A 19,556-nucleotide genomic window follows, 5' to 3' on the forward strand; every position below is an offset into this window, starting at 1 on the left:
GATCTGCGAAGATGCGGGCGTGCGGACAAAGGCGGAAAACCGGTTCGATCTGCTCGTCGTCGGCGGCGGCATCAACGGCGCGGCGATCGCGCGCGACGCGGCCGGGCGGGGTCTATCGGTGCTGCTCGTCGAGCAGGATGACCTCGCCGCGCACACCTCGAGCGCGAGCAGCAAGCTGATCCACGGCGGCCTGCGCTATCTCGAGCAGTACGAATTTTCGCTCGTGGCCAAGGCGCTGGCCGAACGCGACGTGGTGCTGAACTCGGCGCCGCACATCGTGCGTCCGCTGCGCTTCGTGCTGCCGCACGAGCCACATCTGCGCCCGGAGTGGATGATCCGCGCGGGGCTCCTGCTCTACGATCGTCTCGGCCGGCGCCGCGCGCACACGCTGCTGCGTTCGCGCCGCGCGGACCTGCACGAGCATGTCGCCGGCGCGCCGCTCAAGCCACAGTTTGCGACCGGCTTCATCTATTCGGACGCCTGGTGCGATGACGCACGCCTGGTCGTGCTCAACGCACTCGATGCCCAGGCGCGCGGCGCGGCAATCCTCACGCGCACGCGTTGCACGCGCGCGCGACGCGGCACGCAAACGTGGCGGGCGCAACTGCGCGGCAGCGGCGCCACGATGCGCGAAATCGAAGCGCGCGCGCTGGTCAACGCCGCCGGACCGTGGGCCGCGAGCTTCCTCGACAAGGTCGCGCACCTGCCGCATGCGCACACGCTGCGCCTGGTCAAGGGCAGCCACATCGTCGTGCGCAAGCTCTACGATCATCCCTACGCCTACACGTTCCAGCAGGCCGACCGGCGCATCGTGTTCGCGATTCCGTTCGAGCACGACTACACCCTGGTTGGTACGACCGACATCGAATTCGCCGGCAGGCCCGAATCGGTGCGCATCGATGCGGACGAGATCGCCTACCTGTGTACCGCTGCCAACCGCTACTTCACGCGCTCGATAGCGCCGGCCGACGTGATCTGGAGCTACAGCGGCGTGCGCCCGCTGCTCGAAGAAGCAGGCGTCAGCGCATCCGAAGTGACGCGCGACTATCTGCTCGATTTCGATGATGGTCGCTCCGACGAAAATCGGGGCGCGCCGCTGCTCAACGTGTTCGGCGGCAAGATCACCACCCATCGACGCCTCGCCGAGGACGCGCTCGATCGCCTCGCACCCGCGCTCGGCAACACGCGCGGCGCCTGGACCGCGGACGAACGCGTGCGCCTGCCCGGCGGCGAGTTCGCCGACGCGCAGCGTTCGGGCGAAGAAGCCTTCGCTCGGTTCCTGCTCGCGACCGCGCGCCGCTATCCGTGGCTGCCAGACGACCTCGCGCTGCGCTACGCGCGCGCCTATGGCACGCGCATCGAGCGCATCACCGGTGCCTCGCGCAAGCTCGACGATCTCGGCGAATGCTTTGGCGCCAACCTCCACCAGGCCGAAGTGGACTATCTGGTGCGCGAAGAGTGGGCGCGCAGCGCCGACGATGTTTTGTGGCGGCGCAGCAAGCTCGGTCTGCGTTTCGATGTAAAACAGCGGCAGCGGCTGGAAATGTATCTTGCAGGCACCCTTGAGGAGGTAAGTCAACAATGAGTCCCTATCTCGGCGAATTTCTCGGCACCGCGACGCTGATGCTGCTCGGCAGCGGCGTGGTCGCCGGCGTGCTGCTGCCGCACTCGAAATCACAGCACGGCGGCTGGATCGTGATCACCGTCGCTTGGGGTCTGGCCGTCTTGTTCGGCATCTATACGGCGGCACCCAGCGGCAGCGGCGCGCACATGAATTCCGCGCTGACGATCGCGCTGGCCGCGCTCGGCAAGTTTCCGTGGGCGCAGGTGCCGGGCTATGTCGCCGCACAGGTTTCCGGCGCGGCGGTCGGCTCAACGCTCGCATACCTCGCCTATCTGCCGCACTGGAAAGGCGATCTCGATCCACTCGCCAAGCGCGCGGTGTTCTGCACCACGCCGGCGATCCGCAATTTTCCGGCCGCGATCCTGTGCGAGATGATCGGCAGCTTCGTGCTCATGTTCGGCGTGTTGATCATCGGCGCGAACAAGATGACCGAAGGCCTCGCGCCGTTCGCGATCGCCGGTCTCATCGTCGCAATCGGCCTCTCGCTCGGCGGGCCGACCGGTTACGCGATCAACCCCGCGCGCGACCTCGGTCCGCGCATCGCGCACGCGCTGCTGCCGATCCCGGGCAAGGCCGATTCGGACTGGGCCTACGCCTGGGTACCGGTCGTCGCGCCGGTCGTGGGCATGCTGCTCGCGGCCGGCTTCTGGCAGGCGTTCTACGCCTGAAGCGAAAAGCTTGAGCTACGGAGAACACGGAGAAAAGACAAATTTGGCTTTTTTCTCTCTTCGTGTTCTTCGTGGTTCGATCTCTTGCCTGCATTTTGCAAGGAAAGAAAACATGGGTAACTCCTATATCCTCGCCATCGACCAGGGCACGACGAGTTCGCGCGCGCTGCTGTTCGACCATGCCGGCGATATCGCCGCGAGCGCGCAGCGCGAGTTCGCGCAGAAATTTCCACAGCCGGGCTGGGTCGAGCACGATCCGGTCGAGATCCTTGCCAGCGTCGAAGCCACGGTCGCCGAAGCGATCGCGACCGAGCGCGCGCTTGGCCAGATCGACATCGCCGCGATCGGCATCACCAACCAGCGCGAGACGACCGTGGTCTGGGAGCGCGCGACCGGCAAGCCCGTGCACGACGCGATCGTCTGGCAGTCGCGGCAGACGCGCGCGATCTGCGACGAGCTGATCGCCGCCGGCCACGACGCGCTCGTGCGCGCGCGCACGGGCCTGCTGGTCGACGCGTATTTCTCCGCGACCAAGGTCAAATGGATCCTCGACCGCGTCGATCCCGCGCGCGCGCGCGCGAAGCGCGGCGAGCTGCTGTTCGGCACGATCGATACCTGGCTGATCTGGAATCTCACCGACGGCAAGGCGCATGTCACCGACGCGAGCAACGCCTCGCGCACACTTTTATACAACATCCACGAGCAGCGCTGGGACGACGACCTGCTCACGCTGTTCGGCGTGCCGCGCGCGATGCTGCCCGAGGTACGCGCGTCGAGCGAGGTCTACGGCCACACCACGCATTTCGCGCGCGGCCGCTCGATCCCGATCGCGGGCGTCGCCGGCGACCAGCAGGCCGCACTGTTCGGCCAGGCCTGTTTCGACGCCGGCATGGCGAAGAACACTTACGGCACCGGCTGCTTCATGCTGATGAACACCGGCACGAAGCCGGTGGCGTCGAACAACGGGCTGCTGACGACGATCGCGTGGAACATCGCCGGCAAAACCGAGTACGCGCTCGAAGGCTCGATCTTCGTCGCCGGCTCGGTGATCCAGTGGTTGCGCGACGGGCTGCGCCTGATCGATGCCGCATCGGATTCCGAAGCCTACGCGCGGCGCGCGAAGTCGAACGAGGGCGTCTACCTCGTGCCGGCCTTCGTCGGCCTCGGCGCGCCGTACTGGCGCAGCGACGTGCGCGGCGCGCTCTTCGGCCTGACGCGCGGCACGCGCAAGGAGCATCTCGTGCGCGCCGCGCTCGAATCGATGGCCTACCAGACGCGCGACGTGCTTGCCGCGATGCAGGCCGACGCGAGCATCAAACTTTCCACGCTGCGCGTCGACGGCGGCGCGATCGCCAACGATTTCCTCGCCCAGTTCCAGGCCGACGTGCTCGGCGTGCCGGTGCAGAGGCCGAAGCAACTTGAAACGACCGCGCTCGGCGCCGCCTATCTCGCCGGTCTTGCGACGGGCTTTTGGCAAAGTCGCGGGGAGATCGCACGGCATTGGGCGATCGGCCACAGCTTCGCGCCCGAACTCGGAGAGGATCAGCGCGAGCGGCTGTATACCGAATGGCAACGCGCAGTCGGGGCGACGCTGGAATTCCGTATCGCGCCGGGTTGACACGAACCGCTCGCGGGAGAGATTGCGATGGGTGCGAAAACGCATATCGAGACGCGAGCCTTCGAAGTCGAGGATGAGCACGGCCTGCGCACGATACTGGTTCACACGCAACCGGTCAGCGTCGACGACCATGGCCATGCAACTGCCCTGCCTCTCGGCTCGGAGTGGCGTCTGCGCAATGGCGAGTCGGTGATTCCACTTTCCGATACGGAGTTCGAAGCCGCCCACGGCAAGCGCTGGCACAAGGTTGCCGGGCGCGAAGCGCGTTAGCGCACAACACACAATTCCATCATGTTTTTTCCGTTTTCTTCACGGCGCGCTTGCCAGAATCGAACTAGCCGTAGTTCGACGCCGTTAAGACCCCGCCCGCAAGCGGATCAAGAGGAGATGGAAAATGACACAGCAAACCATGCCCACACCCCCGGAAGCGGACGCGCGTCCCGCCGGCTTCCTGGTCAACCTGTTCGGTCTGCTCGCCGATTTCCTGTTCCTGCGCGAAGGTCAGACGCGCATCGACCTCTACGCCTTCCTCGCCTGGCTGCGGAGGCATCAGCATGCAGATCAGGCGCAACGCATCGAGGCCGACCCGGCTCTGCTCGATGCGATCCGCAACGCGCTGGCCGAGGGCCATGGCGAAATCATCACTCGTCTCGAAGCGATCGATGAAGCGCTGCTGCACCTGTGCGAACCGCCCGGTCCGTTCGCCACGGTCGCGCGCACGGCGCGGCCCGATCTCGCGCTGAGAGCCTTGCGCACGTGAGTGCAAGGAAAGCGTCGGCGCGCGTACCCGCAACGCGCGCCGACGCGCCGACATTCGGCGTCGAGGAGGAATTCTTTCTCGTCGACCTGCGTACGGGCCGCTCTCCGGGTCGCGTGTCGAAGACCTTCGTCAAGGCATGCCAGCGCCGACTCGGCCAAGCGGTCGCCTTCGAGTTGCAGCAGGCGCAGGTAGAACTCGTCTCGCCGATTTTCGATGACGCCACGCACGCGCTGGACACCGTGATCTCGTTGCGCGCGCAGATCGCCGAGATCGCGCAGGCGATGCACCTGGGCATCATCGCTTGCGGCTCGCACCCGATCGCGCGCTGGCAGCAGCAGGTGCAGGCCGACAAGCCACGCTACCGGCGCTTCGCCGACGAATACCAGATCGTCGGCCTGCGCGGATTCTTCTGCGGCCTGCATGTGCATATCGGCGTGCCGGGCGTCGACCGCGTACAGCTTATGAACCGCATGCTGTCGTGGCTGCCGCTGTTTCTCGCCTTGTCTGCCGCATCGCCGTTCTGGAACCTGCGCCGCACCGGCATGTTTTCCTACCGCCAGTCGGCCTACACCGAGTGGCCGCGCACGGGCACGCCGGATTTCTTCGCCGACGAAGCCGAGTACCAGCACTTCGTCGCGATCCTCAGGCGCGCCGGCAGCATCCGCGACGGCGGCGAACTGTGGTGGACGATCCGTCCGTCACCCCGACACCCGACCCTCGAACTGCGCATCGCCGACAGCTGCACGCGCGCGGCCGACACGATCGCGTTGGCGACGCTGTTCCGCTGCCTGGTCAGCGCACATCTGCGCCTGCCCGAGCTCGGCGCGCAACGCAGCTCGGCAACGCGCCGATTGATCGAGGAAAACCGCTGGCGTGCCGAACGCTACGGCATCGAGGCCGAGTTCATCGACGAGACGCGCGAGCGTACCGTGCCGGCGGCCGAACTCGTCGAGGAAGCGCTGGAACTGGTGAAACCCGACGCGCAAACGCTCGACCCGGACGGATCGCTGCGCGCGCTGCGCACGATCCTCGCGCGTGGCACCAGTGCGCATGCGCAATTGCAGGCCTATGACAATGCACTCGCCGCAGGCGCGAGCCACCGCGACGCGCTGCGCGCCGTGATCGATTGGTTGCTCAATGCAACCGTGCCGGGACAGCGACTCGCATAGACTGCGCCCCAGCGAAGATCATTGTGGTTCTTCGACCAGGTAGCCTTTTTTCCGCATCATCGCGAGGCGACCGTCGGAGCTGACCAATTCGGTGACCGGCAATACGGCAAACGTGCTCGCATTGTTCCACAGCGCAGTCTCGGCGGCATCGAGCCACTCGCTGCGAATGCGCTGCTTCGCTGCATCGAGCTTCTCGCGCAGGTTCGCATTCGCGGCGAGGGTATTCAGGCAGACCGCGCGCTGGTCCGGATACGGCAGACTCTTCAGTTTTTCCAGATCGCCGACGGCCCAGGCATTGGCGCGTGCGCGCATCGCGTCGAGATCGGTTTCGAGCCGCGCGATCGTCGTCGCCAGGCAGTCGATGTCGAGCTGGCCAGCGGTGCTCTTGAAGTCGTCGATTGCCTGGCGTGCGTTGTCGACGGGAATCGGCACGTCGATTTCCTTGACCGGCACCTTGTGCTGTTTCGCGATCTTCTCGATCACCGGCCACAGCGCGTTCTTGTTGGTCATGCCCGACTTGCCGATCGCTTTGCCGTATAGCTCGTTCGCGGCGAGGATCGGGCGCAGGCGTTCGACGTCGTCATACTTGCCGAGGTAGCGCTGCTTCAACGGCAGCCAGCGTGCGTACAGGTCGGGTGGCAGGATGTCCTTGAGTGTCTTGCCGCCGGCGTTCTTCTTCGCGCCGAGTACAGCGGGCAGAAGGAACACTGAGCGGAAGAAGCCGACCTTGAGTTCGGCCCGGGCGTCGGTCAGCACTTCCTGCGCGGAGGCGATGATCTTTTCCACTTCATTGGAGCGCCAGCTGATCGTCTTCGGCAGCGGAGCCTGCGTGCCGAGGATCCACAGCACGTGGTCGCTGTCGCGACGCATCACCTTCCACAACCCCGGGCCCGGCTGTTCGCCGCTGACGAGCACGGTGTCGAGCGTTGGCGCGGATACGCGCGTGGCGTCTGTTGCAGGCAGCGTCTGCGCAGCGGTCGCCGCGAACGACAGCACGTAGATCGGTAGAAGAAAGATGGCGCGCATTCGGGAATCGGGCAGTCGCAAGGCCGCAAGCCTAAGCGGGGAGCAATGAACTTTATATGAAAAAAAACCGGCCATGCGGCCGGCCTTTTTTCGAGCTCATTTTCGATGGCGAGGAGAACCATCTGGGAAATCGGAAAGATCTATAGGCAAAAGAACCTCACCGCCAAGCCTCGCCATCTTGTATTTCAAACCGCTCCTCAGAACTTCGCCCTGACCGACGCGAACCAGGTCCGTCCGATGACGTCATACGTTGCCGCATCCGTCGTCAACGGCGCCGCACTGACGAATGGCGGCTGCGATTTGCCGCTGAGGTTGTTTACGCCCACACTAACCGTATAGTTTTTTGCGAACGTGTAGTGCGCGTCGATGTCGAAATAGCTATAAGACGGCACGCCCGGCGCCGTGGAAGTCGGGTTTTGAACCCGGTCCGAATGGATCATGCTGCCGATGTAGCGCCAACGGAACGAGGTGCTGAATCCGTCTCTGGAATACGTCAGCGCCGTATTCGCCTTCCAGTGCGGATGCGTAATGTCTCCGCCATCAAGGCCAAAGCCTATGCTGCCGGCGTAGTTGTAAGTCGGCGTGCCGAAGAGCCCTGCGACTTTGTAGTTCTTGAGGTAAGAAACGACCGAAGCGATTTGAATGTTGCCGGCACTGGAAGAAGCGCCCAGGTCTTCCAGCGCGAAACGCCAGTCGACCTGCGCGTCGATGCCATCGAGCGAATAGCGGCCGAAATTGAACAAGCCTTGCTGTCCCCGGATGATGTTTCCCGAGGACGGATCGCGCGTGATCCGCTGGCAATAGGGATTCGACAGCGAATAATCCGGATTGCTCACGCCATCCGCGTTGAAACACCGCGGCAAAATGTCGGTCAGCGCGAGCGTGCCGATGGCATCCGAGATCTTGATGTTGTAGTAGTCGATCGAAAACTGAAGATTGTGAAACAGATTGTTGTCGAAATCCGGTTGAATGACCGTGCCGAGCGACCAGGTTTTCGCTTTTTCCGGCAGCAGATCGGCATTGCTTCCATCGACGCCGTCAACCGAGGCAATGGTGTAGCTGTACGACGGTATCAATGACGACGGGACGCCCTGCGCCACGCAGAGCGCCTGCACTTTGGCGGCATTCGGACCGGTACGCAGTGCGCTGTTGACGTCGCAGGGATCGCCCGCATGCGGGGTCGTGCCAATGGGAAGGTTGCTCGTGGTACGAGGTCCGTAAAGATTCAGCAGGCTCGGAGCACGAACGGCAACCGAGTAACCGCCGCGGACATGCATCTGTTCTATCGGACTCCAGTTCATGTCGGCCTTCCATGTGCTTTTGCCCGAGAACGAGTCGTACTTGGAGTAACGATAGCCGAGATCGAAGGTGAGTTCCTTGGCGAAGGGCCGCTCGATCAGCAGCGGCAACAGCATTTCGCCGAAAACCTCGCCGACCTTTTGCTGACCGGAGGCGCTCGTCTGCGAACCGTAGGCCAGCGAATCACCGGTGACGAAAATGGAGTCCGGCTTGTAGTTGAAGTCGACCTGGCGGTAATCGGTGCCAAGCGCGAACTCGGTCTCCCCGTCGAGAAGATGGAAGAGCGGGCCTTGCACGGTCGCTTCGACCAATTTCTGCGTCTGGGTATTCGAGTTATGGTCGTTGCGGCCGGCATATTCCAGACAGCCCGCGCTGATGGGATTGTTGCCCAGCGCGTTCCATGCGTAGCCGATGCAGTTCCCGGCATTGCCCTTGTAATTCGCCGTGCCGCCCAGAATGCTGTTTATCGCGGAAAGACTGATGTCGCCATGCACATCGTTCGAGAATTGGCTGCGGCCGAACGAGCCGTAGACATCCCACTTCAGGCGAGTTCCGGGAATATCCCCTTTCAATCCCAGCAGCTCTTGCCAGACGTCGTACTTGAACGTTTCCACGCGGTTGCCGAACGGCACCATCAATTTTGTCAGGATGATGGACTTGGTCGGCGCGGGCGAAATCGAGGACAGGATGGTTTGCAGCCCGGCATTCCCCGTCACGAAGGGGCTGTTCTGCGGAATGATCAGCGGAAGCGCCGTTTTGCTCGATCCGGGCGAGGTTTGGTCGACCGCCGACGATTCGGTGAAATTGAACTGGTTGTACAGCGAAACGCTGTCGGAAAAATCGTAATTGACGCGGGAAAATACATTTTTCTTGGTCAACGGCACCTGCACGGCGAAGTATTGGCCGAGCGCCACCTGCACCTTGGTGCAATCCGCGCTGATGTTCGTGCCCTTGACGGTGCCGAGGCCCTTGTAGTTCTGGACGCAGTTCTTCCCGGCGCCCATGGTGAATATCGTGCCGTCGGTATTCACGCCGATGGCGCCGTTGTAGAGACCGCTTCCCGCAATCGGCGTCGTGCCGCTGTAGCCTGCGAGCACCGAATTGACCGCAGCTATCGTCGGAGCGCCGCCGCCGTAGAGCCCCGCCGCGATGATACCTTCCGGCGGCCGGGCCAGTTGGCGGATCTGCGAAAAGAACGGGCGCGTCGAGCCGTCGACGGTCGCGCGATCGGAATATTCGAGTGCGAGCATGGCGTTGCCGCGGTCGTCGGCGAAGTTCCCGCCGAAAAGGGCGCTGTATTGATTGGTTTCGCCGTCGCCCTTGGTCGTGCTGCCATGCTTCACATTCAGCTCGATTCCGCTGAACTTCTGCTTGAGCTTCAAGTTGACGACACCAGCGATGGCATCCGAACCGTAGGCGGCCGATGCGCCACCGGTGATGACTTCGACATTGTCGATCATCACCATGGGAATGGTGTTCAGGTCGATCGACCCGTCCGGCGCCGAGGGCATCAAGCGCCTGCCGTCGAGCAGCACCAGGGACCGGTTGGGGCCGATTCCGCGAAGATCGGAGTAAGCCTGGCCGCCACTGAATCCGATCGCGGCTTGTGCGTCGCCGACCTCGCTGGCGCCCTGAGCGCCGGCGAATTGCGGCATGTAGGCGAATACGCGATCGAGCGATGGCTGCCCGCTGGCCTCGATCGCCGCCCTGTCGATGGTCGAGATCGGACTGTCGGATTGGAAATCGTTGCGGGCAATGCGCGAGCCGGTGACGGTGACGCTGCCCATGACGGTCGCACCGTCCGCTTTTGCCGCGGACGGAGCCGCTGCCTGCGCCGATGCCGTCGCCGCGGCCGCTTCCTGCGCCACGCCCGCTGCGCCGGCAGCTGCAGGTGTCGCGCGCTGCGTGGAATCTGGCGCGGTATCGATGCCGATCGTGTTGTCGCCTGCCTGGTGAAAACCGAAGCGCGTGCCGCTAAGCAACTTGCTCAGCGCTTCGCGCAACGACATGCGGCCGTGCAGGCCCGCTGTGCTGAATTTGTCGAGCTCGTTGCCGGGCATCAGTATCTGCACGCCGGCCTGTTTCGACAGTGCGATCAATGCCGTCGACACCGGTTGTGCGGTCACATCGGCATCGACCGTCTTGTCCAGCACTTGCGCGAGAACCACCGAGGGCAGCATCGAGAACAGGGCCAACGCAACGGCCTTTGCAACGGTTGTGTCTTCTTGCGGAACGGCGTCAGTTTCATCGAACGTTTCCTCCCATTTGCGATGGAGACATTGCCCATCGAGCAGGGGTTAGACGATCAAGCCGTGGATTTAGGCAACAACGTTGCAAAAATATTTCGCGAACGTGGCAGATATCCCCGCCGAAGCCGCGTAAGCCTGCTATTGGGCTTTCGGCTCGTCCGAACGATCCCTGCCCGCAAGCGTGCGGCTGGCCAGAACGACGTCTCCCGCCTCGTTGGTCTGCAGGTCGATGGGAAACAAGGTCGGCAAGGCGCGGATCCAGGTATCGGTACTGTTGGCGAGGACGGTTCCGGAAAACACGATCTTTCCGACCGCATCATCGCGCACGATGATGCGGCGATTGGAGTAGCGGTTGATGTCCGCTATCGCGGCACTCAACGGCTCGTTGATGTAATCCAGGCGACCCTGGCGCCACGACAATGCGTGCGAGGTGTCTATCGAAGCGATGACGGGCCCTGGCGCATTCGGCGCCCAGACCACTTCGCTGCCGGCTTTCACGCGAATGGAGTCGGCGGGTGGCTCGCCGTGCGCTTGCGCTTTGGACTTCGCAGCCGTGGGATACACGTCGACCGTGCCTTCAGTAACGGTCACCACCACCCGGCCTGCCGCACTGCGGATGTTGAACGCCGTGCCGACCGCACGCACGTTGATGTTGCCGACCTTGACGACGAAAGGCCGCTCGCGATTGTGAGCGACTTTGAAGAAGGCTTCGCCTTTCTGCATTTCGAGCAGGCGCTGCTTGTCGTCGTACAGCACCGCCACCTGCGACTTTGGCGCCAATTCGACGCGCGAACCATCGGGAAGATGAGCCTCTTCCACTGGCGGCGGCGGGACAGAGGCGGTTTCCGCTTCGACTTTCGCCGCCGGATTGCGGATCAGGCCCGGCATCCATCCGGATACGAGGAACAATCCGCAGAATGCGGCGGCCAACACCGCGCCTGCCAGGAAGAACTTTCTCCTGCGGCGAGCGGCTGTCGGACCTCTGCCCGACGCGGGCCGGGCACGCATTCTCGCTGCGGAAGCATTCGGACGATGCGGCTTGGCAAGCTCGCCAAGCCACAATTCCGGCGCCAGCGGATTGGGTTCTTCGACCACGCGCTCGGCTTGCTGCCAGAACGATTGCATGTCTTCGAACGCGTCCTTGTTGCGCGCGTCTGCCTCGTACCAGCGCAACCATGCGGCAAGATCGTCCTGATCGACGGAATCTTCGCGCAGACGCAGAACCCATTTCCAGGCTTCGCCGAGGCGAACCGAATCGACATCGGTTGGCGCATTCTGTGAAGTTTTGGTGTTTGAAATCGGGTTGTTCATCGCGCGGCCACCTTGGCTTGTTCCGGGGACAGTCCCTTGATGCGCAGACGGCAGTACAACCCCGCATGGGTGAGATAGTGGCGCACCATGCGTGGCTGGACGCCCAATCGCTCCGCGATCTGAACGTCGCTCCACTCTTCGAGCCGATACAGCAAAAATGCGCGCCGGCATTTGGGAGACAATTCCAGCAAGGCCCGCTTGAAAATTTCCATGTCCTCGACGCTGAGCAGATGGCGATCCGGCGAGAGTTGGTCGACGGGCTCTTCGAGAGCCTCTGCTTCCAGCAGCCTCGCCCGGGTGTTGCGCTGCTTCGCGCGATCGATCGCGATGTTTGCCGCGGTCTTGAACAGGTACGAACGCAGGAAGCCGACCGCTCCCGGTTGGTCCAGCTGCAGCATGCGAACGTAGGCTTCTTGTGCGACCTCACGAGCCTCATGCTCATCGCGCAACCGGGTGATCAGGAACGCGTGCAGGGCTCGGTTATGTTCCTTGAACAGATCCGCGATGGTTTCTTCGCGCGCAGCCGCCTGCTCCGTCTGCTCGGTGCCTTCCGGCATATCGCCTGAAAATTCGCCTGGCAAACCGGGCGCCATTGCTATCTCTTCTCCACGATTTCCACACGGTCCTGCCAATGAGACGACTGAAGGGCACAGTTAGGCAATCACTCGTGCAAAAAAGCCGAGCGGCTTCTTTTCATGCATAAAAAAGCCCCGCAGGCCGAAAAATCTTGAAAATCAAGGCGCCAGCAGGGCTCTTTGTCCCACCCCAAAGGGTCGGGTCTTTTCGCGTTCAGCGCTTCATCGAATTGAAGAACTCGTCATTCGACTTGGTGTTCTTCATCTTGTCGAGCATGAATTCCATCGCGGCGAGTTCGTCCATCGGATGCAGCAGCTTGCGCAGGATCCAGATCTTCTGCAGCACGTCGGGTTCGATCAGCAGATCTTCGCGGCGCGTGCCCGAACGGTTGATGTTGATCGCCGGATAGACGCGTTTCTCGCTGATGCGGCGGTCGAGGTGCACTTCCATGTTGCCGGTGCCCTTGAACTCTTCGTAGATCACCTCGTCCATCTTCGAGCCGGTTTCGACCAGCGCGGTGGCGACGATGGTGAGCGAACCGCCTTCCTCGACGTTGCGCGCCGCACCGAAGAAGCGCTTGGGACGTTGCAGGGCATTGGCGTCGACGCCACCGGTGAGCACCTTGCCGGAGGACGGCACCACGGTGTTGTAGGCACGCGCCAGACGCGTGATCGAGTCGAGCAGGATGACCACGTCCTTCTTGTGCTCGACCAGGCGCTTGGCGCGCTCGATCACCATCTCGGCCACCTGCACATGGCGCATGGCCGGCTCGTCGAAGGTAGAGGAGACGACTTCGGCGCGCACGGTGCGCTGCATCTCGGTGACTTCCTCCGGGCGCTCGTCGATCAGCAGGATGATCAGATGCACGTCGGGGTAGTTGTGCACGATCGCCTGGGCGACGTTCTGCAGCATCATCGTCTTGCCGGCCTTGGGCTGGCTGACGATCATGCCGCGCTGGCCGCGCCCGATCGGCGAAACGAGGTCGAGGATGCGTCCGGTGATGTCTTCGCTCGAACCGTTGCCGCGCTCGAGGTGGTACATCTTGCGCGGGAACAGCGGCGTCAGGTTCTCGAACAGCACCTTGTTCTTCGATGCCTCGGGCGGTTCGCCGTTGATCGTGTCGACCTTGAGCAGGGCGAAGTAGCGCTCGCCTTCCTTCGGCGGACGCACGCGGCCGGTCAGGTTGTCGCCGGTGCGCAGGTTGAAGCGGCGGATCTGCGAGGGCGAGATGTAAATGTCGTCGGGACCGGCAAGGTATGATTCGTCCGGCGTGCGCAGGAAGCCGAAGCCGTCCTGCAGGATCTCGAGCACGCCCTCGGAATAGATGCTGCCGCCGCTACGCGCATGCGCCTTCAAGATCAGGAACACGACGTCCTGCTTGCGCGCGCGTGCGGCGCCTTCCTGGATGCCGAGTTCCTCGGCCATCTTCAGCAGTTGGTGCGCCGGCTTACGCTTGAGTTCGTTGAGATCGATCACGACGCCGGTGTTCGGGCCCTGGATCTCGACGAATTCCTCGTCGGCATCGATGTTGGCGCCGCCGCGATTGTTCGGATTGCCGTTGCCGCGCTGCTGATTGCGGTGGCGGTTGCGGCCGCGGCCACGGCGGTCGTCGCGGCGCTCGCCCTGCTGTTTGGAGGCTTCACCTTCGCCGCCGCCCTGCGCGGTGGACGCAACGACGTTTTCGGATGGGGAGTTGCGGCTCTCGCCGCCGGTTTCTTTGGTTTCTGTTTCGGACACGGGCAGACCTTGTGGTGCCGTTGGAAATGAGGGGATGGGTGCGGTTGTCGCCGCGCATGCCAGCTTGCGCGCACGAGCAAACCGGAACCTGCGCAACCGAATCTTCTGAAGGTTCGACGCCGTGGCCGCTTCAGGCGGGGCGGCGATGCAATCGTGGGGTCGAGTAAACCAAGCGGGACTTTCGAGCCCCTTGATGCAAGGTACCTTAGCACTTCGGGCAACGTGCGTCCAGCACACAAACCGGCCGGCCGCGGCTCGGACCGGCGCGATCGGGCCGCACGCGAGGGAACAAAGCCGCGGCCCTTGCGATGCCGCTGGCCATGCCGGTCCACCCCCGCGCGGCGGCGGATATTCAGATCGCCTTGTCGATCAACTGCTCGAGCTGCTTCTTGCCGACCGCGCCGATCTGCGTGGCCTGAACCTTGCCGTCCTTGAAGATCATCAGGGTCGGGATGCCACGCACGTTGTAGTTGCGCGGGGTTTTCTGGTTATGGTCGATGTTGATCTTCTTGATCTTGATCTTGCCGGCGTAGCTGTCGGCCAGTTCGTCGAGAATCGGCGCGATCATCTTGCACGGGCCGCACCATTCGGCCCAGAAATCGACGAGCACGGGCTCGGCAGACTTCAGCACTTCGGCATCGAACTGGTCGTCGTTGACATGGGTGATGGCTTGGTGGCTCACGGCTGGCTCCGGCGGAAACATTTGGGGGAAAGGACGCGCCGATGCGGCGCGCAGGTCCGGCTTGCGCTACAATTACCCGCTACGCGATCGCGGCGTCGACTGGAATCATCAGGGCTTGCCCCCATTTCAGCCGAAGCGCGGAAGCTTTTCAAGCGGCGCCACGCAAAGCGCGGGGTTGGCAGGAGTTGGGGACGATTCCGCCGGTTTTCAAGCACCATACCCCGCTGCTCGCGCCCGCTCCCGCGTGACCACCGATACGAATCCATGCCTGCCCAGACTCTTACCGATACCTTCTTCGACAGCTTCGACCTGCATCCCAGCCTGATCGCCGGCCTGCATGCCGCGGGCTTCACCCGCTGCACACCGATCCAGGCGCTGACCCTGCCGCATGCACTGCAAGGCCGCGACATCGCAGGCCAGGCGCAGACCGGCACCGGCAAGACCGCCGCGTTCCTCGTCGCCGCGATGCAGCGCCTGCTGACCAAACCCGCTCTGCCCGAGCGCGGGCCGACCGACCCACGCGCGGTCATCGTCGCGCCGACGCGCGAACTGGCCATCCAGATCGAGAAGGATTTCCAGCATATCGGCCGCGGCACGGGGCTCAAGTCCGCGTTGATCTACGGCGGCGTCGACTACGACAAGCAGCGCGACATCCTGCGCGCCGGCGTCGACATCATCATCGCCACGCCCGGCCGCCTGATCGACTATTTCAAGCAGCATGTGTTCTCGTTCAAGGCAGTCGAAGTGTTCGTGCTCGACGAGGCCGACCGCATGTTCGACCTGGGCTTCATCAAGGACGTGCGCTTCCTCATGCGCCGCCTGCCCGATCGCGAGTTGCGCCAGTGCCTGCTGTTTTCGGCGACGCTGAGCCACCGCGTGCTCGAGCTCGCCTACGAGAACATGAACGAGGCCGAACAGCTCACCGTCGAGACCGAGAACATCACCGCCGACCGCGTGCGCCAGATCATGTACTTCCCGGCCAGCGAAGAAAAGATTCCGCTGCTGATCGGCCTGCTGTCGAAATCCGAAGCCAAGCGCAGCATGATCTTCGTCAACATGAAGGTCGCCGCCGAGAAGGTCGCGCGGCGCCTGGAACGGCAAGGCTTCCTCGTCGGCATGCTCTCGGGCGATGTGCCGCAGAAGAAGCGCCAGAGCCTGCTCGGCAAGTTCCAGCGCGGCGACATCGAGATCCTTATCGCCACCGACGTCGCCGCGCGCGGGCTGCACATCCCCGACGTCAGCCACGTCTACAACTACGACCTGCCGCAGGACGCTGAAGACTACGTGCACCGCATCGGCCGCACCGCGCGCCTCGGCGCCGAGGGCGACGCGATCAGCTTCGCCTGCGACATGTACGCGCAGAGCCTGCCCGACATCGAAAAATACATCGACCAGAAAATTCCGACCGCGGCAATCGACCCGGCTCTGCTCGTGCTGCCGCCGCCGCGTCCGCGCCCGGAAGGTGCCCGGCCGATCGTCGAGGAAGAAGACGACGGCAGCGTCCCGACCAAGGGTCCGCCGCCGCGCCAGCGCGGGCCACGCACACGCACGGGCTCGGGCGGACCACGACGCGATGGCGGGCAACGACGCGACAGCGGGCCGCGCCCCCATGCGGCAGCGGCGCGCCCTGCCGCCGTCGAGGCCCCGCCGGCGCCGCAACACGCCGCGCCACCGGCTGGTGAGACCAATGCCGAGGGACCGCGTCGCCGCCGCCGCCGTGGCGGGCGTGGCCGTGGTCGTGGCGAGCTGGCGAACGTGGGCGCTAGTGATGTTGCCGCGACACCCAAGGGCAAACCGGCGACGATCGCCACCACGCCCGCGACGCCGGCCATCGCCGAGACCAAACCGGCGAAGAAGTCCGGTTTCTTCCATCGCGTCGCGCGCCTGTTCAAGCGTTCCTGATTCGCGGACGCCATCGGCCGCCGCATGATCCGCGACGCGACGACGCGCGACTTTCCCGCGATCCTCGCCCTCAATGCCGGGTCGGTGCATTTCCTCAGTCCGCTCGATGAGGGCGGCCTGCATCATCTGCACGCGCAGGCCGCCTGTCATCGCGTGATCGAAATCGACGGCGCCGTCGCGGCGTTTCTGCTCGTGCTGCGCGAAGGCGCCGACTACACCAGTCCAAACTATCGCTGGTTCGCGCAACGCCACGCCCGGTTCCTCTACATCGACCGCATCGTCGTCGATGCACACCAGCACGGCCGGGGACTCGCGGTGCGGCTGTACGACGACCTGCTCGAATTCGCCAAGGCTTCCGGCATCGCGCAACTGACCTGCGAATTCGATCTCGATCCACCCAATCCGGCATCGGCGCAATTCCATGCGCGTTACGGCTTCCGCGAGGTCGGTCGGCAATGGCTGGGCGGCGGCAAGAAGCAGGTGTCGCTGCAGACACGCGAGGTCACGACCTAGCCCGGTTTGCTCAATCCATGCCACCCCTCGGTTATGATCGCGCACAAATCTTCCGGGGAGGGTTCATGAGCCTGTTCGACACCATAACGCGACACAAATCCGTCGAGGCACTGCAGGCCGAAGCGGGCAAGCGCGGTGACTTCCGCCGCGTGCTCGGCCTGTGGCAGCTCACCGCGATCGGCATCGGCGGCATCATCGGCGTCGGCGTGTTCGTGCTCGCCGGGCAGCAGGCGGCGCTCAACGCGGGGCCCGCCGTCGCGCTCGCGTTCGTCATCGCCGGCGTCGCCAGCGCCGCGGCGGCGCTGTGCTATGCGGAGTTCGCCGGCATGATTCCGGTGACCGGCAGCGCCTACACCTACGGCTACGCCGTGCTCGGCGAACTGCCGGCGTGGCTGATCGGCTGGGACCTGCTGCTCGAATACGCGTTGATCGTCGCCGTCGTCGCCATCGGCTGGTCGGGCTATGTGCAGTCTGCGCTGGCGAGTGCGGGCATCGTGCTGCCGGTCTGGGCGCAGGGCGCACTCGGCACGGGTACCGGCCGCGTGTTCAACGTGATCGCGGCGCTGGTCACGCTCGGCGTCGCCGCACTGCTCGTGTTCCGCACCGAATGGGGTGCGCGCTTCAACACGCTCGTCGTCGCGATCAAGGTCGCCGCGGTCGCGCTCGTGATCGGCATCGGCGTGTTCTACGTGAATCCGGCGAACTGGCATCCGTTCGTGCCCGAGCGCGTGATCGATGCGCACGGCGTCGGCCACTTCGGCTGGGGCGGCATCGCCACCGCCGCCGCGGTAGTGTTCTTCGCCGTGTTCGGCTACGACACGCTGACCACCGCCGCCGAGGAATCGAAAAATCCGCAGCGCGACCTGCCGCGCGCGGTGCTGCTCTCGCTGGCCGTGTCGATGGTGATGTATCTCGCCGTGTCGCTGATCCTGACCGGCATCGTGGCCTATCCCAGGCTCAACACCGAGGCGCCGGTGGCCGATGCCTTCAAGAGCCTCGGCCTCAATTGGGTCGCGGCAACGATTTCGGTATCGGCCGTGTTCGGCCTGATCAGCGTGCTGTTCGCGTTCATGCTCGGCGCGGCGCGCATCTGGTACGCGCTGGCGCGCGACGGCCTGCTGCCGCGCTGGTTCGCGCACGTGCATCCGAGCTACGGCACGCCGCATCGCCCGACCATCGTCCTCGGCGTGTTCACCGCACTGGTGGCCGGGCTGTTTCCGCTCGACGAGGTCGCCAAGCTGGTCAACATCGGCGTGCTCTCGGCGTTCATCGTGATCTGCGCATCGGTCATCGTGCTGCGCGTGCGCAAGCCCGAATTGCCGCGCTCGTTCCGCACGCCGTGGGTGCCATTCGTGCCGGTCGTCGGCATCCTGTTTTCGATCTGGCTGCTATCCGAGCTCGCCGCGATCACCTGGCTCGTGTTCGTGGTCTGGGTCAGCATCGGCCTGATCGTCTATTTCGGTTACGGCATGCATCACAGCGCGTTGGCCAAAAGCGTTTAACGCAGATCAAGGCGGATATAAAGACGATAAGAGCGGATCAAGAAAGACGCAATTAAATAAAATGCTCTATCCGCTCTGATCCGCCGTTATCCGCTCTTATCCGCGTCAAGAATCTTTTTTGATGATCAAGTTCGAACAAGTCGGCAAGAAATATCCGTCCGGGCAGGAAGCGCTCAGCGAGCTTTCGTTCGAACTCGATGCGGGTGAGATGGCTTTCATCGCCGGTCACTCGGGCGCAGGGAAAAGTACACTTTTGCGCATGGTTGCGCTGATGGACCGGCCGACGCGTGGGCAGATCACGGTCAACGGCCAGAACCTCGCCAAGACCAAGGCACGCCACGTACCGCGCGTGCGCCGCGGCGTCGGCATGGTGTTCCAGGATCATCGCCTGCTGATGGACCGCAGTGTGTTCGACAACGTCGCCCTGCCGCTGGAAATCGCCGGCTGCGCGCGCGGGGAAATCGGCAGGCGCGTGCGTGCCGCGCTCGACAAGGTCGGCCTGCTCGCGCGCGAGGCCGCAGCCCCGGTGACGCTGTCGACCGGCGAGCAGCAGCGCGTCGGCATCGCACGCGCGATCGTCGGCAAGCCGCCGGTGCTGATCGCGGACGAACCGACCGGCAACCTCGACCCGATGCTGTCGGCGGAAATCATGAAGCTGTTCGCCGAGTTCGAACAGGTCGGCACGACCGTCCTCGTCGCCAGCCACGACTTGAACCTCATCAAGCGCATGGGCAAGCGCGTGCTCGTGCTCGACCACGGCAAACTCATCGACGACTTCCGACCCGCCGCGGCGGCGGCATCGAACAACGCGGTGGCGCGCAGCGCGCGCGACGATTACCCCCCCTCCCCGGCGAGCGCAACGAACGGGGAAGGGCAACAGGTGGGGGCCGGGCAGGATGCGGCGGTGCCGCCGCTTTCGC

At 64.1% G+C, this 19,556-nt stretch carries 15 protein-coding genes and 2 pseudogenes; 10 read left to right on the forward strand and 7 right to left on the reverse strand.

The window, feature by feature from the left end; all coding sequences use genetic code 11:
• The first annotated feature begins 19 nt into the window (after positions 1-19).
• The 6 genes from glpD (at position 20) to AC16HO_RS11730 (ending at position 5,839) form a co-directional block, all read left to right on the forward strand.
• A complete protein-coding gene (gene glpD / locus AC16HO_RS11705; protein ID WP_395643066.1) occupies positions 20-1,585 on the forward strand; it encodes a glycerol-3-phosphate dehydrogenase in 1,566 nt (521 codons plus the stop codon).
• A complete protein-coding gene (locus AC16HO_RS11710) occupies positions 1,582-2,292 on the forward strand; it encodes an MIP/aquaporin family protein (protein ID WP_395643067.1) in 711 nt (236 codons plus the stop codon). The genes glpD and AC16HO_RS11710 overlap by 4 nt, the downstream gene beginning before the upstream one ends.
• 112 nt (positions 2,293-2,404) lie before the next feature.
• Positions 2,405-3,910, forward strand: a complete 1,506-nt coding sequence (glpK, locus tag AC16HO_RS11715) for a glycerol kinase GlpK (protein WP_395643068.1) — start codon at positions 2,405-2,407, stop codon at positions 3,908-3,910.
• A 27-nt stretch (positions 3,911-3,937) separates the two neighbouring features.
• Positions 3,938-4,180, forward strand: coding sequence for a hypothetical protein (locus AC16HO_RS11720; protein WP_395643069.1), 243 nt, complete (start codon positions 3,938-3,940; stop codon positions 4,178-4,180).
• A 124-nt stretch (positions 4,181-4,304) separates the two neighbouring features.
• Positions 4,305-4,670 (forward strand): hypothetical protein, encoded by a 366-nt coding sequence (locus AC16HO_RS11725; protein ID WP_395643070.1) that lies wholly within the window; start codon positions 4,305-4,307, stop codon positions 4,668-4,670.
• Positions 4,667-5,839: a carboxylate-amine ligase gene (locus AC16HO_RS11730; protein WP_395643071.1), complete on the forward strand. Its 1,173-nt coding sequence runs from the start codon at positions 4,667-4,669 to the stop codon at positions 5,837-5,839. The genes AC16HO_RS11725 and AC16HO_RS11730 overlap by 4 nt, the downstream gene beginning before the upstream one ends.
• 18 nt (positions 5,840-5,857) lie before the next feature.
• Here the strand turns inward: AC16HO_RS11730 and AC16HO_RS11735 are convergent, their stop codons facing one another.
• The 7 genes and pseudogenes from AC16HO_RS11735 to trxA all read right to left on the reverse strand — a co-directional run bounded on the left by AC16HO_RS11735 (position 5,858) and on the right by trxA (position 14,740).
• Positions 5,858-6,865: a TraB/GumN family protein gene (locus AC16HO_RS11735; protein ID WP_395643072.1), complete on the reverse strand. Its 1,008-nt coding sequence runs from the start codon at positions 6,863-6,865 to the stop codon at positions 5,858-5,860.
• A 197-nt stretch (positions 6,866-7,062) separates the two neighbouring features.
• Positions 7,063-10,359, reverse strand: coding sequence for a TonB-dependent receptor (locus AC16HO_RS11740; protein ID WP_395643073.1), 3,297 nt, complete (start codon positions 10,357-10,359; stop codon positions 7,063-7,065).
• Positions 10,360-10,551: 192 nt separating this feature from the next.
• On the reverse strand, positions 10,552-11,343 hold the full coding sequence (locus AC16HO_RS11745) for a FecR family protein (RefSeq protein ID WP_484335444.1): 792 nt from the start codon (positions 11,341-11,343) through the stop codon (positions 10,552-10,554).
• 243 nt (positions 11,344-11,586) lie between these two features.
• Positions 11,587-11,724: pseudogene (locus AC16HO_RS11750) on the reverse strand (hypothetical protein); the annotation flags it as partial.
• Positions 11,721-12,317 (reverse strand): RNA polymerase sigma factor, encoded by a 597-nt coding sequence (locus AC16HO_RS11755; protein WP_395643074.1) that lies wholly within the window; start codon positions 12,315-12,317, stop codon positions 11,721-11,723. The gene AC16HO_RS11755 and the pseudogene AC16HO_RS11750, both read right to left, overlap by 4 nt.
• Positions 12,318-12,513: 196 nt before the next feature.
• The gene (gene rho, locus AC16HO_RS11760) at positions 12,514-14,037 is read right to left on the reverse strand and encodes a transcription termination factor Rho (RefSeq protein ID WP_395643075.1); all 1,524 of its coding nucleotides are present in this window, start codon (positions 14,035-14,037) and stop codon (positions 12,514-12,516) included.
• A 352-nt stretch (positions 14,038-14,389) separates the two neighbouring features.
• Positions 14,390-14,740 carry a thioredoxin TrxA gene (trxA, locus tag AC16HO_RS11765; RefSeq protein WP_395643076.1) on the reverse strand — a complete coding sequence of 117 codons (351 nt, stop codon included), beginning with the start codon at positions 14,738-14,740 and terminating at the stop codon, positions 14,390-14,392.
• 243 nt (positions 14,741-14,983) lie between these two features.
• Between trxA and AC16HO_RS11770 the strand changes: the two genes are divergently transcribed.
• From AC16HO_RS11770 to ftsE, 4 genes and pseudogenes are all read left to right on the forward strand, one after another.
• On the forward strand, positions 14,984-16,621 hold the full coding sequence (locus tag AC16HO_RS11770; RefSeq protein WP_395643077.1) for a DEAD/DEAH box helicase: 1,638 nt from the start codon (positions 14,984-14,986) through the stop codon (positions 16,619-16,621).
• Positions 16,622-16,645: 24 nt separating this feature from the next.
• Positions 16,646-17,134, forward strand: coding sequence for a GNAT family N-acetyltransferase (locus tag AC16HO_RS11775; protein WP_395643078.1), 489 nt, complete (start codon positions 16,646-16,648; stop codon positions 17,132-17,134).
• Between the two features lie 65 nt (positions 17,135-17,199).
• The gene (locus tag AC16HO_RS11780; RefSeq protein ID WP_395643079.1) at positions 17,200-18,636 is read left to right on the forward strand and encodes an amino acid permease; all 1,437 of its coding nucleotides are present in this window, start codon (positions 17,200-17,202) and stop codon (positions 18,634-18,636) included.
• 121 nt (positions 18,637-18,757) lie between these two features.
• A pseudogene (gene ftsE, locus AC16HO_RS11785) lies at positions 18,758-19,420 on the forward strand (cell division ATP-binding protein FtsE); the annotation flags it as partial.
• Positions 19,421-19,556: the final 136 nt, after the last annotated feature.

It is taken from the genome of Rudaea sp., assembly GCF_057139185.1.